We start from the raw sequence: 18,293 nt of genomic DNA on the forward strand, positions 1-18,293 counted from the left end.
GCCCGAAGATTTCCTCTTTATAGATGCGCATCTGCGGGGTGACGTGGTCGAACAGGCAGCCGCCAAGGAAGAAGCCTTCTTCGTTGCCTGCCACACTCAGACCGCGGCCATCCACGACGAGTTTGGCACCGGCCTGCTCGCCGTCGTCGACGTAGCCCGACACCTTGTCACGTGCCTGGGCAGTTACGAGTGGGCCCATGTCGAGGCCGCAGGAGGTACCGGCGCCGATTTTCAAAGCTTTGATCTGCGGGGTCAGCTTGGCCACGAGCGCGTCTGCGACCTGGTCACCGACACAGACGGCGACCGAGATGGCCATGCAGCGCTCACCGCAGGAACCGTAGGCCGCACCCATCAGGGCGCTGACCGCGTTGTCCAGATCGGCGTCGGGCATCAGTACCGCATGGTTCTTCGCGCCACCCAGGGCCTGGACGCGCTTGCCCCGGCGAGTGCCCTCGCTATAGATGTACTCGGCGATGGGTGTGGAGCCGACGAAGCTCAAAGCCTTGACCTCGGGTGCTTCGATCAGGGCATCCACCGCGACCTTGTCGCCGTGGACGACGTTGAGCACGCCGGCTGGCAGGCCTGCTTCCAGCAACAGTTGGGCTATATAGAGTGTGGAGCTGGGGTCGCGCTCGGACGGCTTGAGAATGAAGCAGTTGCCGCAGACGATGGCCAGCGGGTACATCCACAAGGGAACCATGGCCGGAAAGTTGAACGGCGTGATACCGGCGACGATACCCAAGGGCTGGAAGTCGGACCAGGCATCGATGTTCGGACCGACGTTGCGGCTGTACTCACCCTTGAGCACTTCGGGGGCTGCGCAGGCGAATTCGACGTTTTCGATGCCGCGCTTGAGCTCGCCTGCGGCGTCCTCCAGGGTCTTGCCATGCTCTTCACTGATCATCTGGGCAATCTTGGCTTCGTTCTGCTCGAGCAGTTGCTTGAAGCGGAACATCACCTGGGCGCGCTTGGCCGCCGGGGTCTTGCGCCAGGCCGGGAAGGCGGCCTTGGCGGAGTCGATGGCCTGTTGCACGGTTTCACGGCTGGCCAGTTGGAGAGTGCGGATAGGTTGGCCGGTCGATGGGTTGAAGACGTCGGCCGTGCGGTCGCCACTGGAAACCAGATCGCCATTGATCAAGTGTTGGATAGTGCTCATGCAAAGGGCTCCTGAAAAAAGGTCAGTCGATCTGGTTGAGGGCTTCGCCCACGGCATCGAACAGGCGATCGAGGTCTTGTGGCTGGGCGTTGAAGGTAGGGCCGAACTGCAGGGTGTCACCGCCGAAGCGGACGTAGAAGCCGGCTTTCCACAACTTCATGGACGCTTCGTAGGGGCGCACGATGGCGTCGCCATCCCGGGGCGCCAGCTGGATCGCACCGGCGAGGCCATAGTTGCGGATGTCGACGATGTTCTTCGCCCCCTTGACGCCGTGGAGCACGCTTTCGAAATGCGGTGCCAGTTCGGCGGCGCTCTGCACCAGGTTTTCGCGCTGCAGCAGGTCCAGTGCGGCAAGGCCGGCGGCGCAGGCTACAGGGTGGGCCGAGTAGGTATAACCGTGGGGGAATTCCACGGCGTACTCGGGCGTCGCCTGGTTCATGAAGGTCTGGTAGATCTCGGTGCTGGCGATGACGGCGCCCATCGGGATGGCGCCGTTGGTGATCTGCTTGGCGATGCACATCAGGTCCGGCGTCACGCCGAAGGTGTCGGCGCCGAACATGGTGCCGGTGCGACCGAAACCGGTGATGACTTCGTCGAAGATCAGCAGGATGTTGTGCTGGTCGCAGATCTCGCGCAGGCGCTTGAGGTAGCCCTTGGGCGGCGGCAGGACGCCTGCGGAACCGGCCATGGGCTCGACGATCAGGGCGGCGATGTTGGAGGCGTCGTGCAGCTCGATGACCTTGAGCATTTCGTCGGCCAGGGCGATGCCGCCCTCCTCCGGTGACCCTTTGGAGAAGGTATTGCCCGGCAGCAGGGTGTGGGGGATGTGGTCCACGTCCATCAATTGACCGAACATCTTGCGGTTGCCGTTGACCCCGCCCAGGCTGGTGCCGGCCACGTTGACGCCGTGGTAGCCACGGGCGCGGCCGATCATCTTGGTCTTGGTGGCCTGGCCTTTCAGGCGCCAGTAGGCACGGACCATTTTCACGGCTGTGTCGCAGCACTCGGAGCCGGAGTTGGTATAGAAGACGTGATTGAGGGTGCCGGGTGTCAGGTCGGTGATCTTTTCCGCCAGCTGGAACGACAACGGATGGCCGTACTGAAAGGCGGGCGAGTAGTCGAGCACACCAAGTTGGCGCGACACCGCTTCCTGGATTTCCTTGCGCGTGTGGCCTGCACCGCAGGTCCACAGACCGGAAAGGCTGTCGTAGATCTGGCGGCCCTTGTCATCGGTCAGCCAACTGCCCTGGGCCGCGACGATGATCCGAGGATCACGTTGGAAGCTGCGGTTGGCGGTGTACGGCATCCAGTGAGCGTCCAGCTTGAGCTGGCTGGTAACGCCGACGGGGGCGTTCTCGGGCATGTTCATGGGCATAAACCTCTTTGAGCGATTGGAGACGCGATGACAAGCGTGTTGCCCCTACGGTGTCACGGCGATAAAGTCTGGAAAATTCAACTTTTGCGATCTTCAGTCAGGCAATCACTAAACTATGAGCCGCCGTCCCGATCCCCTCGCGCAGGTCAGTGATTTCGATATTCGCCTGCTGCGCATCTTCCGCAGCGTAGTGGAGTGCGGCGGTTTCTCTGCGGCGGAGAACGTGCTCGGCATCGGTCGATCAGCGATCAGTCAGCAGATGAGCGATCTGGAGCAGCGGCTGGGTCTGCGCCTGTGCCAGCGGGGGCGGGCCGGTTTTTCGCTGACCGAGGAAGGTCGCGAGGTGTATCACTCGGCCCTGCAGATGCTGGGTGCGGTGGAGAGCTTTCGCACCGAGGTCAATGGCCTGCATCGTCATCTGCGTGGTGAACTCAACATTGGCCTGACCGACAACCTGGTGACGCTGCCGCACATGCGCATCACCCATGCGTTGGCGCAGTTGAAGGATCGAGGGCCGGACGTACGCATTCAGATCCGCATGATCGCTCCGAGCCAGGTTGAACAAGGGGTGCTCGACGGCAGCCTGCACGTGGGCGTGGTGCCGCAGGCCAGCCCGCTGTCCGGGCTTGAATACCAGCCGTTGTACAGCGAGCGCTCGCTGCTTTATTGCGCGGTGGGCCATCCGTTGTTCTACGCCGACGATGCGCAACTGGACGATGCACGGCTCGATGCTCAGGAGGCGATCGCGCCAACCTTCCGCCTGCCGGCCGAAATTCAGGCTCGTTACCAGGCACTGAACTGCACGGCCAGCGCGTCGGATCGCGAGGGCATGGCGTTCCTGATTCTGACCGGGCGCTACATCGGCTATCTGCCCGACCACTACGCGACGTTCTGGGTGCAGCAGGGACGACTGCGCGCACTCAAGGCGGCCGAGCGGTTCTATGACTTGAGCCTATCCTGGGTCACTCGCAAGGGGCGACGCCCGCATTTGGTGCTCGAAAGCTTTCTGGAAAGCTTGTACGAGACCCGATGACGTTCTTATCTCCTTGATCTGGTTGGGGTTGTGAACATGGCAAGTAAAAACCTGAGCGATTGGACAGCTTTTTGCACGACTGCTTCGCAAAGCGAGGACTGACTCCAGTCCATCGACCGTGCCGAGAGTCCGACGCCATGCCTACCGATACGTCCACGCCCAGCGAACTGATCTATGGTCTGCATGACCGTCCGCCACCCATGACCTCGATGCTGGCGGCGCTTCAGCACGTGCTCGCCGCGTTCGTCGGGATCATCACGCCGCCACTGATCATTGGCTCGGCGCTGGGCCTTGGCACTCATTTGCCGTACCTGATCAGCATGGCGCTGTTGGTGTCTGGCATCGGCACGTTCATCCAGGCACGCCGTCCGTTCGGCATCGGCGCAGGCATGATCTGTCTGCAAGGCACCAGTTTCGCCTTTCTCGGAGCGGTGCTGTCGGCCGGCTTCATCGTCAAGCAACGCGGGGGCAGCCCGGAAGACATTCTGGCGATGATATTCGGGGTGTGCTTTTTCGGCGCGTTGGTGCAGATCGTGCTGAGTCGCTTCATCGGTCAGCTACGGCGTGTCATTACCCCGCTGGTGACCGGCATCGTGATCACGCTGATTGGCGTGAGCCTGATCAAGGTGGGTATCACTGACCTGGGCGGAGGCTTCAACGCGCCGGACTTCGGTGCGCCAGGCAACCTTGCCCTGGGCGCGTTCGTGCTGGTGGTGATCATTCTGCTCAATCGCAGCGCCGCAACCTGGTTGCGGCTGTCGGCGATCATCATCGGGCTGGCGGTGGGCAGCCTGGCCGCCTGGTTCAGTGGCAAGCTGGTGATCCAGCCACTGCCGGACCTGCCGCTGATCAGTGTGCCGGTGCCTTTCAAGTTCGGTTTCGCTTTCGATTGGACGGCGTTTCTGCCGGTGGCGCTGATCTATCTGATCAGTACCCTGGAGACGGTGGGCGACCTGACGGCGAACTGCATGCTGTCGCGACAGCCCATCAGCGGACCGAGCTACATCGACCGGCTCAAGGGTGGTGTGCTGGGCGACGGCGTGAGTGGCCTGGTGGCCGCCACTTTCAGCGCCTTTCCCAACACCACGTTCGCGCAGAACAATGGGGTGATCCAACTGACGGGCGTGGCCAGCCGCTATGTGGGGCTGTATATCGGCGTCGTGCTGATGCTGCTCGGGTTGTTGCCGATGATCGGTGCCGTGCTGCAGCAGATTCCCAAGCCGGTGCTGGGGGGTGCCACCCTGGTGATGTTCGGCAGCGTGGCGGCCGCCGGGGTAAGGATTCTGGCGCAGTCGCCGCTGGATCGGCGCAACATGCTGATCATCGCCACCTCGTTCGGCGTGGGCCTGGGTGTGGCCGCGCAGCCCCAGCTGCTGCACCGCATGCCGCAACTGGTGCAGAACCTGTTCGACTCGGCGATCACCAGTGGCGGTGTCACTGCGCTGGTCATGTGCCTGTTGTTGCCGGAACCCAAGCACAGCGGTGAAGTATCGACGCAGCGACTGGAAAACGAGCCGGTTTGAGGCGACATTTTCGCAACGACGCTTGTCGGATCCGGGCAGGTGCGTTATCAACGCATCTGCCTTACCCACACGATTTGCTCGGAACCGCCCCATGATGCTTGAAGTCCCCGCGCACAGCGCCTCGGCCAGTGGCAAGCCTGCCAGCCGCATCCGCCAGAAAAATGAGGAAGCGATTCTCAAGGCGGCCGAAGACGAATTCGCCCGGCACGGTTTCAAGGGCACGAGCATGAACACCATCGCGCTCAACGTCGGACTGCCCAAGGCCAATCTGCATTATTACTTCACCAACAAACTGGGGCTGTACATCGCGGTGCTGAGCAACATCATCGAGCTGTGGGACAGCACCTTCAACACCTTGAGTGCCGAGGACGATCCAGCGCAGGCCTTGACCCGTTACATTCGCGCCAAGATGGAGTTTTCCCGGCGTCAGCCACTGGCGTCGCGGATCTTCGCCATGGAGATCATCAGCGGTGGCGAGTGCTTGACCGAATACTTCAACCAGGACTATCGCAGCTGGTTCACGGGGCGCGCCGCCGTGTTCCAAGCATGGATCGATGCCGGTAAAATGGACCCAGTCGACCCTGTGCACCTGATCTTCCTGCTGTGGGGCAGTACTCAGCATTACGCCGACTTTGCCACGCAGATCTGCCGGGTGACCGGACAGGCGCGGCTGACGCGAGAGGATTTCGAGCAAGCCGGTGACAACCTGATCCGCATCATCCTCAAGGGATGCGGACTGACCCCTGTAGTGTGATCACTGCAACAGCCAAGAGATAGCGATGCCTTCCACCCTGCTGGGCCCTTGCGAGTTCCGCGAGGAGATTCGCAAGAGTCGATTCATCACCCTCGCCGCGCCCATTGCCAGCGTGCAGGACGCCCAGGCGTTCATCGAACAGAACAGCGATCTGGCGGCGACCCACAACTGCTGGGCGTGGAAACTGGGCGACCAGTACCGCAGCAACGACGACGGCGAGCCGGGCGGTACGGCGGGCCGACCCATTCTGGCGGCCATCGAGGCGCAGGATTGCGACGAGGTGGTGGTGCTGGTGATTCGCTGGTACGGCGGTATTCAGCTGGGCACCGGAGGATTGGCCCGCGCCTATGGCGGGGGGGCGAACAAATGTCTGCAACAGGCCCCCAAGCGCCTGCTGATCGCGCGGGTGGCGGTGTCGTGTTCCTGCACGTTCAGCGAGCTGGCCCTGGTCAAGCTTCGCGTGGCCGAGGCTGAAGGGCTGGTGACTGCGGAAGATTTCACCAGCAATGGCGTCGATCTGCAGCTGGCAGTGGCCAGCGAAGTCATCCCGACCCTGGCGCAGCAGTTGGCCGACCTTTCGCGGGGGCGAATCGTGCTGCAAGACGCTGCTTCATGAACCTGCGGCTTGTTCACGGTGAGTGCTAGTCTGTTTCCTTTTCCAGGAGCGTCGCGATGACAACTGCAAAGAAAGCGCTGGTGATCGGTGCCTCCCGTGGCCTGGGCCTGGGGCTGGTGGAGCGATTGAGCGAGGATGGCTGGGAAGTGACGGCCACGGTTCGTGATCTGGGCAAGGTCCCGGCAGGGCTGACGGCCACCGGGGCCAAGGTGGAAGCACTGGAGATGACTCGGCTGGAATCGATGGATGCATTGGCCCAGCGTCTGCAGCAGCAGCGTTTCGATCTGCTGTTCATCAATGCCGGGGTGTCCGGGCCAACGGGCTACAACACCGATCAGGCCAGCGATGCGGAAATCGGCGAGCTGTTCGTCATCAATGCCGTGGCGCCGATCCGTTTGGCCCAGCGACTGGCGGGCAATGTCACCGACGGCGGTGCGATTGCGTTCATGAGCTCGGTGCTCGGTAGCGTGGCGATGCCCGAAGGGTCGCCCATGGCGTTGTACAAGGCGAGCAAGGCGGCCTTGAATTCGATGACCAATACGTTCGTGACCGAGCTGGCGCGGCCTGGGCTGACGGTACTGGCGATGCACCCGGGGTGGGTGAAGACCGACATGGGCGGTGAAGGGGCCAGTCTGGACGTTGCCACCAGTACCCGGGGATTGGTGGATGTGATCACCGGGCAGCTGGGCAAGGGTGGGTTGCAGTTTCTGGATTACAAGGGCGATAAGATCGACTGGTGAGGTCCGGGGGAAGCGGTGGTGTCAGCGGGGGCCGCTTCGCGGGCACTGCCCGCTCCTACAGAATGCGGGCGTTGCCAGGTAGACCGTGGTCTAGAGGCCCAGGATCGATAGCATGATGAAGGTGGCGAACAGTACGAAGTGAGTCATGCCTTCGATGGCGTTGGTTTCGCCATCGTTGAGGTTGATGGCGCAGATCAGCAGGGTGATGAAGATCATCACGGTCTGGACCGGGGTCATGGCCATCTGGAAGGGCTGGCCGCTGTACAGGGCCAGGCCTTCCATCACCGGTACGGTGAGGATCACCGTCGACAGCGAGGCGCCCAGTGCGATGTTGACCACCGACTGCATGCGGTTGGCCAAGGCTGCGCGCAAGGCAGTGAGAATTTCCGGTGCGGCGGAAATGGCGGCCACCAGAATGGCCGTCACCACGGGGGGTGCGCCGGTGCCTTCCAAACCCAGGTCGATGGTCTTGGACATGACTTCGGCCAGCGCACCGATGATGACGATACCGAACACCAGCGTCCCCACCGACCAGCCCAGGTGAACCGGCTTTTCCGGTTCCGTGGTCACGCCCTTGCGCTTCTTCTTTTCCGGGTAGTTGTAGCTGAAGAAGTAGCTGTGCGGGCCGACCTGCATGCGCAGGAACAACGCGTAGAGCACCAGCATGGCGCCGATGGTGAAGCCCGAATAGACCTTCCAGTTGCCCTCGGGGATGAACTCGGGGACCACCATGGACACGCCCATGGCAGTGAGAATCATGACGCTGTAGCTACGCGCCGAATCGTCGTTGTAGGACTGCTCGCCGTGCTTGAGGCCACCCATCAGTGCGGCGAGGCCGAGGATGCCGTTGATGTCGAGCATCACCGCCGAATAGATGGTGTCGCGCACCAAAGTCGGTGACGGCTCGTTGCTCATCATGATGCCCAGTACCACCACTTCGACCAGTACCGCCGAGAGGGTGAGGATCATGGTGCCGTAGGGGTCGCCGAATTTTTCGGCAAGCAATTCGGCATGTCCCGCCACGCGCACCGAGGCGAAGATGATCGCCACGACCAGGGCGATGCCTGCGCCCAGTGCCACGCCTTGGCCGTGGCTGAGCAGGTAGTGCTCGGCCGGAAAGGCGACGCATGCGGCGATCACCGCCAGAAGTAGAAATTTTTCCTGCTTGAGTAACGCGATCATGGCCTGCCTTCGCTGATTGCTGCGACCTGTGCCGCGGTAAGTAACTGGATGTAACAAGAATCAGCGGATCAGAGTGTGCGATCACGGCAAAGGTTCAGGGCCGGCCCTGTGCCTGGGCCACCAGCCAGTCATGGATGGCGCGTCGGGTGGGGGTATTGAGGGCGCCTTCGCGGTACGCCAGCACGTATTTCTTGCGCGCCTGGATGGGCCACCCGAACGGCACGATCAGCGAGCCTTGTTCCAGTTCGTCGGTGATCAGTGCCCGGCGCGCGATGGCCACGCCCATGCCCATGCGCGCGGCGTCGATGGTCAGGTGGTTGCGATTGAAGGTGTGCCCACGGCGCACGTCGATGCCTTCGGCGCCGATGGCCGAGAGGTAGAACTCCCACTCCGCGTATTCGTAGCTACCACGCCAGGCGGTGATGTCGTGCAGCAACGGGAAGTGAACCAGTTGGCCTGGGCTGTCCAAAGGTGGCCGGCCTTCGAGCAGCAGTGGCGAGCAGACCGGGAACAACTCTTCCTCCAGCAAGGGCGTGGTGACCAGGCCGGGGTAGCTGCCATCGTTGAGGTCGATGGCCAGGTCGAAGTCATCGTCACGCAGGGAGCCGCTGCTGTCTTCGGCGATCACGCGCAACTGCAGCTCGGGAAACGCCCGTTCCAGGCTGGGCAGCCGTGGCATCAGCCACTTGCTCAGAAAGGAGGGAATGCTGCGCAGCTTGAACACCCCGCCGATCGCTCCGGAATGCAACAGCCGCAATTCTTCGTCGATGCGGCTGTGCACTTCGTTGGCAACCACGGCAAGCCGCTGGCCCTGTGCAGTCAGTTGCAGACCGCGCCCCACGCGGTGAAACAGCGGAAAGCCGAGCCGATCTTCCAATTGCTTCATCTGCTGGCTGATGGCACCGGGGGTGACATGCAGTTCATCGGCGCAGCGGGTGAAAGACAAATGCCGCGCGGCGCAGGCGAACACCTGCAGCCAGGCGTGCATTTGGGCATTGAGGATTTTGCTCATCGGTGAGCCCCGCTAAACAATGACTTAGTAAGTATCGTTTGTCTGAAATGTCTGTCAGCTCAAAGATAGGGCACGAGTGTATAGAGAGAGAATGGGGCAGACATGGCTATCAGCGTATTCGACATGTTCAAGATCGGCATCGGACCCTCCAGTTCCCATACGGTGGGTCCGATGCGTGCCGCTGCCCTGTTTGCCAAACACCTGAACGAACACGGCATGGCGCCGCTGGTGGAGCGTATCGAAGTCCGCCTGTACGGCTCGCTGTCGGCGACCGGCGTGGGCCATGGCAGCGACCGCGCCACCCTGATGGGCTTGATGGGCGAATGGCCGGACCGCGTGGACCCGCAAACCGTAGGGCCACGGGTCGACGAGGTGATCCAGCGGCAATGCCTGCAGTTGGGCGAGCACGCGATCCATTTCGACTGGCAACGCGACATGCTGCTGCTCGATGAGAGCCTGCCCTACCACCCCAATGGCATGACCTTGCTGGCGCACCTGCAGAACGGCGAGGTGCACGAGCAGACTTACTACTCGGTCGGCGGCGGTTTCGTGATCGATGCCGAGCAGGCTGCCAGCGGTGTGCTGGACAACGACACCACGGCCCTGCCCTACGATTTCTCGTCGGCGGCGCAGTTGTTGAGTTTGTGCAAACGCACCGGCCTGAGCATCTCGGCGCTGATGATGGAGAACGAAAAGGCCTGGCGCTCCGAAGAGCAGATCCGCGAACAGCTGGCGGTGATCTGGCAGGCGATGCAGGCCTGCGTGGACAAGGGGCTGACCGGGCAAGGGATTCTGCCCGGTGGGCTGAATGTGCGGCGCCGCGCCTATCGGTTGCACCAGAACCTGCAGGAGATCGGCAAGCCCAACGTCATCGGTTCGACCTTGAGTGCCATGGAGTGGGTGAACGTCTTCGCCCTGGCGGTGAACGAGGAGAATGCTGCCGGCGGGCGCATGGTGACCGCTCCTACCAATGGCGCGGCCGGTATCATTCCGGCGGTGCTGCACTACTACATGAAGTTCTGCCCCGAAGCCTCGGCCGACGACGTGGTGCGTTTCTTCCTGGCTGCGGCTGCGGTGGGCATTCTATGCAAGAAGAACGCTTCGATTTCCGGTGCCGAGGTGGGCTGCCAGGGCGAGGTCGGTTCGGCCTGCGCGATGGCCGCCGCAGGCCTGGCCGAAGTGCTGGGAGCCACGCCCGAGCAGGTCGAGAACGCGGCGGAAATCGGCCTTGAGCACAACCTTGGGCTGACTTGCGATCCGGTCGGCGGCCTGGTTCAGGTGCCGTGCATCGAGCGCAATGCGATTGCTGCGGTCAAGGCGATCAACGCGGCGCAGATGGCGCTGCGCGGTGATGGCGAGCACTTCATCTCCCTGGATCACGCCATCCGCACAATGCGTGACACCGGCGCCGACATGCACGACAAGTACAAGGAAACCTCGCGCGGGGGTTTGGCGGTCAATCTGGTGGAATGTTGAGCTGCCTGTTTCGTAAAAGAGAATGTTTTTTGATCGTAACAGCTTGATATGGAATAGTACCCGCCGTTTTTGCGCGCCTGCCCAGCGCGCAGCTTTCACAGCGAAGGTATTTGTCCATGCGCAGTTCCCGCCTCATCTCCATGATCGCCGTCAGTGCGCTGGCCCTGTGCGCCAGGCTGGCCGTCGCCGCGCCCATCGATATCGATGACGGCCAGCACACCGTCCATCTGCCCCAGGCGCCACAACGTGTGGTGGTGCTGGAGTTTTCCTTTCTCGACAGCCTTGCGGCCGTGGGCGTCACGCCAGTGGGGGCCGCCGATGATGGCGATGCCAACCGCGTGTTGCCACGAGTACGCAAGGCCATCGGCCAATGGACGTCGGTGGGCTTGCGCGCGCAGCCCAGCATCGAGCAGATCGCACGGCTCAAGCCCGACCTGATCATCGCCGACCTCAACCGTCACCAGGCGCTGTACAACGACCTGGCGAGTCTGGCACCGACCCTGCTGCTGCCATCGCGTGGGGAAGACTACGAAGGCAGCCTGAAGTCTGCCGGACTGATCGGCCAGGCGCTGGGCAAGAGCGAGGCGATGCAGGCGCGGATCGCGCAGAACCGTCGCAGCCTCGCCGACATCGCCGGGCAGGTGCCGGCCGGCACCAAGGTGCTGTTCGGTGTGGCTCGGGAAGACAGCTTTTCCGTACACGGACCCCATTCCTATGCGGGCAGCGTGCTGGCGGCCATCGGCTTGCAGGTTCCGCCGGTGCGCAGCAATGCGGCACCGACCGAATTCGTCAGCCTGGAGCAATTGCTGGCGCTTGACCCTGCCTGGCTGCTGGTCGGCCACTACCGGCATCCGAGCCTGGTCGACACCTGGAGCCAGCAGCCACTGTGGCAAGTGCTGGGCGCAGTGCGCAATCACCAGGTCGCGGAAGTCGACGGTGACACCTGGGCACGCAACCGTGGGGTGATGGCGTCCGAGCAGATTGCCGAGGATGCATTGGCCATTCTCAAGGGCGGCAAAGCCGCCATGACGCCCTGAATGAGGCGTGGATGGGCGATGGCGCTGGGCGTGGTGACCGTCGCCGGGCTGTTCTGGATCTCTCTTTATGCCTGGTCGCCGTTCACGATCAGTCAGGCTGATGCGTTTCAACGGTTTGTTCAGTCAAGGCCGCGAGGGCGGCAACATGGCCTATATCGTTGCCCAACTGCGGGTGCCGCGAGCACTGTGTGCGGCCTTGGTCGGTGCCTGCCTGGGACTGGCGGGCGCATTGATGCAGGGCATTACCCGCAATCGCCTGGCGTCGCCGTCACTGTTCGGCGTCACGGCCGGTGCTGCACTTGGGCTGGCGTTGTTCTCCACGGGGCTGATGGCCCTGCCGTTTGCCGGTGGTGCGCTGCTGATGACGTGCCTGGGTGGCGCCTTGGCCTGGGTGATCGTCTTCAGCCTGGGCGGCGCCTGGTCGCCGACGGCCGCGCAAGGCCGACTGGTGCTGGCCGGCGTCACGGTGGCGGCACTGTGCGCGGCGCTGACGCGGTTGACCGTGATACTGGTCGAGACGCAGGCACAGAGCGTGCTCAACTGGCTGGCCGGGTCACTGGCCAACGTGGGTGCCGCGCAACTGCAGTTGCTATGGCCGTGCACCTTGGTGGGCGCCGTGTGGGCCATGTTCTGTGCGCCGCGTCTGAACCTGGTGAACCTGGGCGAGGATGCGGCGCGCTCGCTGGGGGTTGGCATCGCCAGCCTGCGCCTGCAGGTGTTCTTCGTCAGCCTGCTGCTGGTGGGTGCAAGCGTTTGTGCGGTAGGCCCGATCGGTTTCGTGGGGCTGATCGCGCCGAACATCGCTCGACAATACCTGGGCAACGACTATCGCTGGCTGATGCCGGCCAGCGCCCTGCTGGGAGCGGCGATCGTGCTGGCGGCCGACCTTGTCAGCCGCGCCGTGGCCTTTCCGGCGGAAACGCCGGCCGGGGTGGTGACCGCCCTGATCGGCGCACCGTTCTTCCTGTACCTTGCCAGGCGCACGCAATGACTCGGCCCTACCCTCGCCTGCTGATCCTGCTTGCGCTGGTGCTGGCGGCCCTGTGGCTGAGCCTGAGCGCCGGCACGTCCTGGCTGGCGCCGGGCACGGTATTCGATCGTCTGATGGGCCCACGATGCGCTGGACTTCGAGGTATGGAACCACCGCCTTCCACGCGCACTGATCGCCGTCCTCACCGGCAGCGCCCTGGGCCTGGCCGGTGCCCTGGTGCAGGGGGTGATCCGCAACCCGCTGGCCTCGCCGGAGATTCTGGGGGTGACCCAGGGCGCCGGGCTGGCCCTGACCATCGCCATCATCGCTTTTCCGCAGTTGCCCTTCACCTGGCTGCCTCTGGTTGCAGGGGTGGGCGGCGCTGGCGGCGCGCTGCTGCTGGCGCTGTACAACAGCGGCGTGAGTTTTTCCGGCGTGCGCTTTGCGTTGTCCGGGGTAGCGATCGCCGTTACTTTGTCCAGCGTCACCGAGTTTCTGATCCTGTCCCATCCCCTGGACATCAACACCGCCTTGCTCGCCCTGACCGGCAGCCTGTGGAGTCGCAATTGGCATCACGTCGAGCTGGCGCTGCCGTTTCTGCTGCTGATGCCGTTGGCACTGGGCCTGGCAAAACCGCTGAACCTGATCGGCCTGGGCGACGAGGCGGCGCACAGCCTGGGCACGGCGCTTGCGCGTACGCGCTGGCTGGCGATGGGCATGGCGGTGCTGTTGAGCAGCCTGGGCGTGGGAATCATCGGACCGGTGGGCTTTCTGGGGCTGGTGGCTCCGCACATGGCACGGCGACTGGTGGGTGGGCATCATCAGCACCTGCTGCCGGCCGCGATGCTGATCGGCGCACTGCTGCTGGTGCTGGCCGACACTCTGGGACGCACGCTGATAGCGCCCAGCGAGATCCCGGCGGGCATCTTGACCGCGGTGATCGGCGCTCCCTACTTTCTCTGGCTGCTGGCACGCTTCAAGGGCTGACATCATGAGCATCATCAAGGCCGAAGGCGTCGACATCGGCTACGGCGCCAAGCCTATCGTTCGCAACCTCTCGTTCACCCCGCCCGCCGGGCAGGTCACTGCGCTGATCGGCCCCAACGGCTGCGGCAAATCGACCTTGCTCAAGGCGCTGGCACGCATCATCACGCCGCAGTCGGGCACGGTGAGCCTGGACGGCCAGGCGTACGCGCAACTGTCGTCGCGGACGCTGGCGCGACAGGTCGCGTTTCTGCCGCAGGTGCTGCCCATCCCCGAAGGGGTCAGCGTGGCCCAATTGGTGGCTTATGGACGCAGCCCGCACAACAGCTTCTGGGGACGCCTGAGCGGCGCGGACCGTGGCGCCGTGGATCAGGCCCTGCAGCGCATGGGCCTGGCAGCGCTTGCCGATACTGCCCTGGCGGACCTCTCCGGTGGCCAGCGGCAACGGGCCTGGCTGGCCATGGTGCTGGCGCAGAATACCCCGGTGGTTCTGCTCGACGAGCCCACGACCTATCTGGACATCAGTCATCAAGTCGAGCTGCTCGATCTGATGCGCGAGCTGGCGGCCGAAGGCAAGACCGTGGTCACCGTGCTGCACGACATCAACCAGGCGTGCCGCTACGCCGATCATCTGGCGGTGATGCATCAAGGTCGCCTGGTGGCTGATGGCACGCCTGCGCAGGTCGTCGATGCCGAGTTGATGCAGCGGGTGTTCGAGGTGCAGGTGCAGGTCATCCGCGAACCGGTGGCAGGCACGCCGATGTGCGTGGTGGAAAAGAGCGCCCGCGCGCCGACCTGAACCGACCCGGCCTGGCCGAGCGTCGGCGGAAGGTGTCGTCCGGCCCTGCGCGGCTGCGGGTGAGTGGCAATACCTGTAGAATCGGCCAGGATTGCACCTGATGAGAGAATGAAGACACCATGTACGACTGGCTCAATGCCTTGCCCAAGGCCGAACTGCACATGCACCTGGAAGGCTCGCTGGAACCCGAGCTGCTGTTCGCCCTGGCCGAGCGCAACAAGATCGCATTGCCCTGGAATGATGTAGAGGCGCTGCGCGGAGCCTATGCGTTCAACAACCTGCAGGAGTTTCTCGACCTGTATTACCGCGGTGCCGATGTGCTGCGCACCGAGCAGGATTTCTACGACCTGACCTGGGCCTACCTGCTGCGTTGCCAGGCCCAGAACGTCGTGCACACCGAACCGTTCTTCGACCCGCAGACCCACACCGACCGTGGCATTGCCTTCGAGACCGTGCTGGGCGGCATCACCGCTGCACTCAATGATGGCCGTACCCGGCTGGGTGTCGACAGCGGTCTGATCCTGAGTTTCCTGCGCCACCTGAGCGAAGACGAGGCACAGAAGACTCTGGACCAGGCACTGCCCTTCCGCGATGCCTTCGTGGCCGTGGGTCTGGACAGCTCCGAGATGGGCCATCCGCCGAGCAAGTTCCAGCGTGTGTTCGACCGTGCCCGCGACGAGGGCTTCCTGACCGTGGCCCACGCGGGCGAGGAAGGTCCGCCCGAGTACATCTGGGAAGCACTGGACCTGCTCAAGATCCAGCGCATCGACCACGGTGTGCGGGCTATCGAGGATGAGCGGCTGATGCAGCGCATCATCGACGAGCAGATCCCGCTGACCGTGTGCCCGCTTTCCAACACCAAGCTGTGCGTGTTCGATCACATGGGCCAGCACAACATTCTCGACATGCTCGAGCGTGGCGTGAAGGTCACGGTGAATTCCGATGACCCGGCCTACTTCGGTGGCTACGTCACCGAGAACTACCATGCGTTGCACACCCATCTGGGCATGACCGAGGATCAGGCCCGGCGCCTGGCGCAGAACAGCCTGGATGCACGCCTGATCAAGCAGTGAGGCTGGCGGCGTCGAAACGCCGCCCGTTGTCATCGGTGAAATGCCCTTTCAGGTGCCCAGGCGGCCGATCTCGATCATGCCCAGCCGCGTCACCTGCAACGAGCGGCTGTCTTCATTGAGCTTGAGCCAACCCGATTGCAGAAACAGGGTCAGCAACCCCGCACCCAGCGCGCCACCGAGGTGCGGGCGCTGGGTGCTCCAGTCGCAGCAGCTGTTCAGCGGCTGGCGCTCGCGGTTGACCAGTGCCTGGGTGTAGATGCCTCGACTGGCCAGGCGGCTGCTGCCGAGCGCGGTGACTTCCAGACGTTGCTCATAGTGTTCGAGCCAGCCGTTCTGGACCATGCGCTGGAACAAATCGGCCGCCAGCACGCCTCCCAGGTGATCGCCGCACAAACGTACTTGATGCAGGGCCTTGGGCGTGCGCGTCCGAGGCACGCTGATCGGCGCGGCTACCCCTGTCTTGGCCTGCACCAGCGATACGCTGGCCAACGCTTCCACCGCCGCTCCCACCTCTGGCTTGGCCAGGCGGAAGAAGCGCTTGCGCCCACGGGCTTCGAACGTCAGCAGACCGCCGGCCGACAGCCGCGCCAGGTGGGCGCCTGCCGAAGAAGTCGAGACACCTGCCAGCGTTGCCAACTCGTCGGCGCCTCGCGTGGTGCCATCGATGAGGGCCCAGAGCATGGCGCTGCGCTTGGGGTCGGCCAGCAATGTGGCGATCCTGCTGATGCAAGGTGTTGTTTGCATGTATTCACTCCCTGTGGAAACGTTCGTCAATCTGGCAATGGTTGCCGGGGTGATTATATGCACCCTGCCGTTGTACGGAATTGGACGAAATCGCCGGGGCTGACCCTCGAATGCGAGGGATATGCAATACCCTGTACTTGTATTCACCGTGGTTACCGGCGGCATTTTCCAGGACATTTGCTCAAGTGCCCGCAACGTATCGCTCGCTTGCCGGAAAACCGATTGAAGACAGGGCCAAATGCAGGTTAGACCTCACAGCCAACAAGGACTTTTCCCGCAACATCCGTCCTTGCAGACCTACATGATTGGCTTGGGTGCAGTGCCGCACCGTCAGTCCGACGGGCAGCCGGCCCCCGCTCGCCCGCCCGAAATGAGGATTACACTGAGGCCTCATCTCGAGCCCGAGGACATCGCAATGAACGTTCTTCTTTCTGAGTTGAAACAGCCACGTGGCAGCCGCTGGCAGGTGCGTATGGACCAGCACGTGGTGTCTTTTCGCAGTGAAACCGAGGCGCGGGCGTTCATCGCCACGCTCGAAGCCCGCCTGCAGGCGCCCCACGGCCTGCCGCAGGTGCGGCAGGCCAGTACCGGCTAGGCGGCTGTCTGCAGATCGCGGCGCTGCTGGCAGCGGCGTGTGAGTACCGCCGCGCAGACGGCAAGCAGGCCGCAGCCGGCGATCACCCAGGCCATGGGCATGGCGGTGCCGTCGTGCAGTACGCCGACCAGAGAAGCAGTGGCGGCGGCAAGGCTGAACTGCAGACAGCCCAGCAGAGCCGAGGCGCTGCCAGCGCGTGAACCCTGGCCGCTCATGGCACACGCGGAGGCATTGGGGATGATCCCGCCCAGGCTCGCCAGACAGACGAACAGCGGAATCAACAGTGGCCATAGTGCCGTTGGCCTCAGCGCGCTGAGGGCGAGAAGCACGGCGCCCGCTGCCATGTAGATCCACACGGTGCGTGACAGCAGCCACGCCGGGCCGCGACGGGACAGCAGGCGGGCGTTGACCTGCGCCATCAGGATGAACCCTGCGGCGTTACTGCCAAACAGCCAGCCGTAGTGCTCGGCCGGCACGCCGTAGAGCTTGATAAACACGAAGGGCGAACCGGCGATGTAGGCGAACATGCCGGCCATGGCGATCCCGCCGGTCAGCGCATGGCCCATGAACACCGGATCCATGAGCAATCCACCGTACAGCTTCGGCGCGCCGCTGAGCGGGCGTCTCGGCCTGTCCGCCGGCATGCTTTCGGGCAGGCCGAGGGCGACGGCCAGGGTGCAGGCGGCGCTGAACAGGGTGAGCACGATGAAGATCCACTGCCAGCCCCAACCGTTCACCAGAACACCCCCGAGCAGAGGGGCCAGGATGGGCGCCAGACCCATGACCAGCATCAGTTGCGAGAAGACCTTGGCCGATCCGACCGCATCGCATTTGTCGCTGACGATGGCACGGGCCAGCACCATGCCAGCGCAACCGCCCAGGGCCTGGACGAATCGGGCGGCGATCAGCCACTCCAGAGTGGGTGCGAAAGCGCACGCCAACGAAGCCAGGGTGAACAGCGAGACGCCCACGAGCAATGGGACCCGGCGACCGAAGCGGTCGGCCACGGGGCCGTAGATCAACTGGCCGATCGAAAGGCCCAGGAAGTAGGCCGCCAGGGTGGTCTGGATGTGTTTTTCGTCGGTGGCGAAGGCCAGCGCCATGGCAGGGAAGCCAGGCAGGTAGAAATCGATCGCCAGAGGGCCGAACGCGCTGAGCGCCCCCAGGATCAGGATGGTTTTGAAGTTCATCGGGTATTCTATATGTCCAGGCAATACAGGCGAC

General features: G+C 63.5%; 16 protein-coding genes and 2 pseudogenes (1 of these 18 cut by a window edge). 12 read left to right on the forward strand and 6 right to left on the reverse strand.

Going from position 1 to position 18,293, the window contains the following annotated elements; translation table 11 throughout:
• A protein-coding gene (locus tag ABMD26_RS08615; RefSeq protein WP_049861932.1) for a CoA-acylating methylmalonate-semialdehyde dehydrogenase crosses the window boundary here: on the reverse strand, positions 1-1,156 show its 5' portion. It extends 338 nt beyond the left edge of the window; 1,156 of the gene's 1,494 nt are visible here — the first part of the coding sequence; it begins with the start codon at positions 1,154-1,156; its stop codon lies off the left edge, out of view.
• Positions 1,157-1,178: 22 nt separating this feature from the next.
• Positions 1,179-2,525 carry an omega-aminotransferase AptA gene (aptA, locus tag ABMD26_RS08620; RefSeq protein ID WP_354309067.1) on the reverse strand — a complete coding sequence of 449 codons (1,347 nt, stop codon included), beginning with the start codon at positions 2,523-2,525 and terminating at the stop codon, positions 1,179-1,181.
• A 121-nt stretch (positions 2,526-2,646) separates the two neighbouring features.
• On the opposite strand from aptA, the gene ABMD26_RS08625 reads away from it, so the two are divergent.
• From ABMD26_RS08625 to ABMD26_RS08645, 5 genes are all read left to right on the forward strand, one after another.
• A complete protein-coding gene (locus ABMD26_RS08625) occupies positions 2,647-3,564 on the forward strand; it encodes a LysR family transcriptional regulator (RefSeq protein ID WP_090356068.1) in 918 nt (305 codons plus the stop codon).
• 137 nt (positions 3,565-3,701) lie between these two features.
• Positions 3,702-5,087 (forward strand): uracil-xanthine permease family protein, encoded by a 1,386-nt coding sequence (locus ABMD26_RS08630; protein ID WP_354309070.1) that lies wholly within the window; start codon positions 3,702-3,704, stop codon positions 5,085-5,087.
• A gap of 91 nt (positions 5,088-5,178) precedes the next feature.
• Positions 5,179-5,841: a TetR/AcrR family transcriptional regulator gene (locus tag ABMD26_RS08635; RefSeq protein WP_049861936.1), complete on the forward strand. Its 663-nt coding sequence runs from the start codon at positions 5,179-5,181 to the stop codon at positions 5,839-5,841.
• 25 nt (positions 5,842-5,866) lie between these two features.
• A complete protein-coding gene (locus ABMD26_RS08640) occupies positions 5,867-6,457 on the forward strand; it encodes an IMPACT family protein (protein ID WP_354309072.1) in 591 nt (196 codons plus the stop codon).
• Between the two features lie 56 nt (positions 6,458-6,513).
• Positions 6,514-7,197 (forward strand): SDR family oxidoreductase, encoded by a 684-nt coding sequence (locus tag ABMD26_RS08645; RefSeq protein ID WP_354309074.1) that lies wholly within the window; start codon positions 6,514-6,516, stop codon positions 7,195-7,197.
• 90 nt (positions 7,198-7,287) lie between these two features.
• Here the strand turns inward: ABMD26_RS08645 and ABMD26_RS08650 are convergent, their stop codons facing one another.
• Both ABMD26_RS08650 and ABMD26_RS08655 read right to left on the reverse strand, forming a co-directional pair.
• Complete coding sequence (locus tag ABMD26_RS08650; protein WP_049861939.1) at positions 7,288-8,379, reverse strand: calcium:cation antiporter; 1,092 nt, start codon at positions 8,377-8,379, stop codon at positions 7,288-7,290.
• A 94-nt stretch (positions 8,380-8,473) separates the two neighbouring features.
• A complete protein-coding gene (locus ABMD26_RS08655; protein WP_324184175.1) occupies positions 8,474-9,391 on the reverse strand; it encodes a LysR substrate-binding domain-containing protein in 918 nt (305 codons plus the stop codon).
• A gap of 102 nt (positions 9,392-9,493) precedes the next feature.
• On the opposite strand from ABMD26_RS08655, the gene ABMD26_RS08660 reads away from it, so the two are divergent.
• From ABMD26_RS08660 to ABMD26_RS08685, 6 genes and pseudogenes are all read left to right on the forward strand, one after another.
• Positions 9,494-10,867, forward strand: coding sequence for an L-serine ammonia-lyase (locus tag ABMD26_RS08660; protein ID WP_056844313.1), 1,374 nt, complete (start codon positions 9,494-9,496; stop codon positions 10,865-10,867).
• Positions 10,868-10,983: 116 nt separating this feature from the next.
• Positions 10,984-11,904 carry a Fe(3+) dicitrate ABC transporter substrate-binding protein gene (locus tag ABMD26_RS08665; RefSeq protein ID WP_134723020.1) on the forward strand — a complete coding sequence of 307 codons (921 nt, stop codon included), beginning with the start codon at positions 10,984-10,986 and terminating at the stop codon, positions 11,902-11,904.
• Positions 11,905-12,895, forward strand: a pseudogene (gene fecC, locus ABMD26_RS08670) (iron-dicitrate ABC transporter permease FecC).
• Positions 12,892-13,861 (forward strand): annotated as a pseudogene (locus ABMD26_RS08675) (iron chelate uptake ABC transporter family permease subunit). The pseudogenes fecC and ABMD26_RS08675 overlap by 4 nt, the downstream one beginning before the upstream one ends.
• A 4-nt stretch (positions 13,862-13,865) precedes the next feature.
• A complete protein-coding gene (fecE, locus tag ABMD26_RS08680) occupies positions 13,866-14,657 on the forward strand; it encodes a Fe(3+) dicitrate ABC transporter ATP-binding protein FecE (protein WP_354309078.1) in 792 nt (263 codons plus the stop codon).
• 119 nt (positions 14,658-14,776) lie between these two features.
• Positions 14,777-15,730: an adenosine deaminase gene (locus ABMD26_RS08685; RefSeq protein ID WP_049861945.1), complete on the forward strand. Its 954-nt coding sequence runs from the start codon at positions 14,777-14,779 to the stop codon at positions 15,728-15,730.
• A 48-nt stretch (positions 15,731-15,778) separates the two neighbouring features.
• Here ABMD26_RS08685 and ABMD26_RS08690 read toward each other — a convergent pair whose 3' ends face one another.
• Positions 15,779-16,474, reverse strand: a complete 696-nt coding sequence (locus ABMD26_RS08690) for an ArsR/SmtB family transcription factor (protein WP_354309080.1) — start codon at positions 16,472-16,474, stop codon at positions 15,779-15,781.
• Positions 16,475-16,889: 415 nt separating this feature from the next.
• Here ABMD26_RS08690 and ABMD26_RS08695 point away from each other — a divergent pair, with 415 nt between their 5' ends.
• Positions 16,890-17,069, forward strand: coding sequence for a hypothetical protein (locus ABMD26_RS08695; protein WP_134723014.1), 180 nt, complete (start codon positions 16,890-16,892; stop codon positions 17,067-17,069).
• Here the strand turns inward: ABMD26_RS08695 and ABMD26_RS08700 are convergent.
• Complete coding sequence (locus ABMD26_RS08700; RefSeq protein ID WP_354309083.1) at positions 17,066-18,259, reverse strand: multidrug effflux MFS transporter; 1,194 nt, start codon at positions 18,257-18,259, stop codon at positions 17,066-17,068. The two genes, ABMD26_RS08695 and ABMD26_RS08700, sit on opposite strands and share 4 nt — an antisense overlap.
• Between the last annotated feature and the right edge of the window lie 34 nt (positions 18,260-18,293).

It is taken from the genome of Pseudomonas sp. PvP001 (assembly GCF_040546375.1).
GTDB lineage: Bacteria > Pseudomonadota > Gammaproteobacteria > Pseudomonadales > Pseudomonadaceae > Aquipseudomonas > Aquipseudomonas coleopterorum.